The organism is Chryseobacterium sp. (genome assembly GCF_041914225.1).
Classification (GTDB): domain Bacteria; phylum Bacteroidota; class Bacteroidia; order Flavobacteriales; family Weeksellaceae; genus Chryseobacterium.
Map to the genome: position 1 here is coordinate 1 of NZ_JAYSDT010000096.1, position 4,449 is coordinate 4,449.

General features: G+C 35.2%; 1 protein-coding gene. It reads left to right on the forward strand.

The genetic code is table 11. The features are described from left to right. On the forward strand, positions 1-4,449 hold a 4,449-nt coding region (locus ACE3RB_RS19710), incomplete at both ends, for a type IV secretion protein Rhs (RefSeq protein ID WP_374465768.1).

Consider the following 4,449-nt stretch of genomic DNA (forward strand, 5'->3'; position numbering starts at 1 on the left):
CAGTACAAATGGATTATTCTGATTATTATAGTTTTAATGGTCAGCGATTGATTTTGAAATCTGGAGAATATGGTAAGGATGGTGCAGAATATGTGACGGAAAAATATTCTAATATCAAAATAAAATCTGTTGGAAATAGTTTAAATATTTCAGGACCTAACTATTGGGAAGTGACTTTTGAAAATGGTTCTCAAGCTAAATATGAAAAAACATTTTCAACAGGATTTATGGGAGATACAACCCCAGCATTGGAGTATAACATTACAAAATGGAAAGATCCTCAAGGGAACTTCATCACATACAACTATGAGTATACACCACTTGGTTCCTCGGGTATTAATGGTGGTGTGTCCAGAATATCCACTATAACATGGGGAGGAAATGAAACATTAAACAAACCTCATTATAACAGCATTGAATTTACTTATATAGACAGGGACTTGATCGAACAATCATATGTACAGGGATTAAGATATACTCAAAATAAACTTTTGTCCGAAATTAAGGTAAATTACAATGGCATCCAATTTAAAAAATATGGAATTGATTACGTTAAAAATGGAACAAATTATCAATCAGTTGATAAGATAACGGAGTACAATGCAGAAAACAAGGCTGCTAATCCGGTCGCTTTTACTTATCCAGCTCCTACACAACCTGTCTTAGAATTTTCAGACAATAATGTAGATAGCTTTGAAAACGTAAAGCTGACAGGAGATTTTAATGGTGATGGATATCTGGATTTCTCATTGAATAGTGGTGTAGTAAAGCTTGGTGGGCTCAATAATACCTTTACTGATATTTCAACGGGTAAAACCTTTAATACAGAAGCAAAAGTTGTTAATACATTGCTCGATGAAGAAGGACAAATTTATAATGGAAATGGAATTGTTCAATACGAAAGTGGAAAAGTAGAAGGTTATATATTCAGAAATAATACTTTTGTTAAAGTATTTGAAAAAGTAATATCTCCAACAGTATGTACAGTATGTGATGCCACCTTGAATGAAGGTGATATTGATGGAGATGGGGTGTCTGATGTTTTCCTTAATTTAACAAGCTCTGGTGCAGCCAATGGGTTTACTGATAAATTTATCATAGATTTGAAAAACCCAAACAATACTGTTTTTAATTATTCTCTAGAAAGAGGCCAATCTGAAAGTTTTTACACAAATCAAAAATATCTCGATATAAATGGGGACAGGAAAGTAGATATTATTGATATCTCCAATACCACTTATACTGTATTTGAGTTTATAAAAACAGCTCCTAATCAGTATCTCAAGAAAATTACGTTCACAGGTAATTTAGCCGAAACAAAAGCATCTGAATTTCCTGTTTTGTTTGGAGACTTTAACGGTGATGGAAACCTTGACTTTACGATCCCAACAACAGATAACAAGGATAAAGATAACTGGAGGTTTTATATGGGGACAGGAAAAGGGTTTACCAATATCTTAAAAACAGATTTTTTGAAATACAGAAAGCCAGATGACTTTCAAAACAGTAATTACCCTACTTTTAATATTTACAGGAATTTTTACACCACCTCAGATATTAATAGGGATGGAAAATCAGATATTGTACACATCAACTCTTTTAATAAAGCGGGTGTAGTAAATTCGAGCGGATTAATACTTAAAAGATATTATGGCTATACTATTGATGCTTATACGGCTAATGGAGCTATGGCAAATGGAAGTCCTGATTTTTATACCAGTTATAATTATGGAGGGTATAATTACGTAACCAGTTCCAGTGAATTTGCTTTATTCTCTCCCGTCACCTCACAGGTAAAAGTCAACAACAACTATTATGATGTACTATTATTCTGGAAAGAGAGAATGCATAAGCTAAAATCCCCTTCACCCGTAGGAAAATTAGCCCAAGTACAATCTATTACGCAAGGAGGTATCGTTACATCAGCAGACTATATGGAAGTGATTCCAAATGATCCAGCCCTTCCCAATTTCTATCAAAAAGTAAAAAAAGAATATTATCCTTATTTTTCTTTAAGCAGAGCAGACCAATCGTATGCTATAGCTCAGCTTAGACAGGAAGGAAGAAAACAGGATTTCCGATACAGAGGAATGACAGGACATTTACAGGGCAAAGGAATGATGGGATACCATCAGTCTGCACGCAGCTCATGGTATGCTGATGGATTTGAAAATACTAAAATCTGGTCAGGAGTAGAGATTGATCCTCTTTTTGATGGAGCCCCGGTAAAGGAATGGAGCATCAGAACCTCCAATGAAAACAATATTTTCCCAACAGATATTTCTGAGAACAATACTCAGTTATTAAGCTTTAAATCCACTTTATATGAGTCTTATAAATTGTTGAACGGACAGATAGTAAGTACTCCTGTTTCTGATACAGATAAGCCAAGGATTGTTACAGCGACTGTTCCAAAAAGCACTAAAACAAAAGACTTCCTAACTGGAACATTATCAAACAGCTCTATCATTTACGGAGACTATTATCTTCCAAAACAGACAGCAACCAATGTAAATAATGGTTATGCTGTGACCACTTCTGATTTTGAATACATTCATAATATAACAGCGGCAGGTTCTGATTATTTTGTGGGACGTCCAAAAAGCAAAACAGAAACGCTGCAAGCTTATGGTGATACAAAATCTGCTAAAGAAGAATATACTTATGAAAATAATCTATTAAAAACCTTAAAAACATGGAATCGGGACAATACAGGGTATTTGCTTGAAACATACAATTATGATGGTTTCGGAAATATTATTCAGAAGACAATCAGCAATAGTGTGGACTCCCAAACCCAAACAAACGGAACCCTGTATGATCCTAAGGGAAGGTTTGTTATAAAGAAAACAGATAATTTAGGATTAGAAACAGGCATTGAATATAATGATTGGGGGCAGATAAAAAAGCAAACTGATGCATTAGGAAATACGCTTGTTAATACCTATGATGCCTGGGGAAAATTATTGACCTCTAAAACCAATCTTGAAGGCACAACCACCTATCAATATAACAGAGATAGCGATTCTAATATTACCGTTATCCAGTATGATTCAGATGGAGATATTTCAAAAAAATATACCAATAAGCTGGGACAGGAATATAAAGTCTCTACGAAGGCATTTGGACAGGGACAATTTGTCTCTCAGGAGACCGGGTATGATCTACTGGGGAGAAAAATCAAAGAATCTGAACCTTACTTTGAAGGGCTGAGTCCGAGTCAATTTAATACCATTGTTTATGATGACACAGTTTTTCCTGCTAAAATAACGGCAACTTCATTTAATGGTAAAAAAATAGAGACCTCTGTTTCCGGTTTAACATCTACTGTAAAAGAACTAAATGGATATGGGAGAACAACGTCAAAAACTACCGATGCCTTAGGCAATGTAAGTTCTTCTACAGACAAAGGGGGAACAATTCAGTTTACTTACAATGCGGCTGGCGAACAGATAAAGGCACAATATGCAGAAAACATAGTGACCACTAAGTACGATTCCTGGGGAAGAAAATCAGAGTTTAATGATCCTTCCAATGGAATCTATAAATATGAGTATGATAGCTTCGGACAACCCAAAAAAACAATCAGTCCAAAAGGAACGAAAGAATTTATCTATAATAACTTAGGTCAGCTTATTTCTCAAAAGGAATTATCCACAACAGACGCAGGACAGGCAACCAATAAATTGATTTCGTATTCATACGATAATAAAGGAAGGCTTATTTCCCAAACGGGAACATCTAAAGGGCAAGTGTATAGTTTCAGTGTTTCTTATGATCCCCAAGGAAGACTCTTATCTTCATCCGAAAGCAGTAATGGAAAATATTTTATCCAGAAAGGAATTACTTATGACGATAAAGCAAGGGTTACCTCTTATGAAAAACAACTCTATTCTTCGGGTGTTCTTACTAAAGTTCAGATTGAAAATGTGTACAGTGCATGGAATGGTGAGTTGTATCAGGTTAAAGATAAGTCAGCAGGTAAGATATTGTGGGAGCTCAAAGAAATCAACGCCAAAGGTCAGGTACTAAAATCCAGACTAGGCGCAGCAGATATTAACAATACTTATGATACGAGTGGTTTCTTGACAAATGTGAATCATTCCTCACAGGTAAAACCAGGTATTCTACAACTCTCCTATTCATTCGATGCAATCAGGAATGAACTCAAGAGCAGAACTACCGGAGGAGATTTTAACATTAACGAATCTTTTGATTATGATGATAATAACCGTTTGGTTAACTGGACGAATCCTGTAACCGGAATTAAACCAACAACTAACAGAAATGTTTACGACATCAAAGGAAGAATTACACAAAACGATCAGGTAGGAACAATTAAGTTTGAAAACTCTGCTAAGATCTACCAGCCAACCGGAATGACATTAAATGCTGCTGGAGAACAGAATTATAATAATGATCTGATCCAAAGCATTACCTATAATGAGA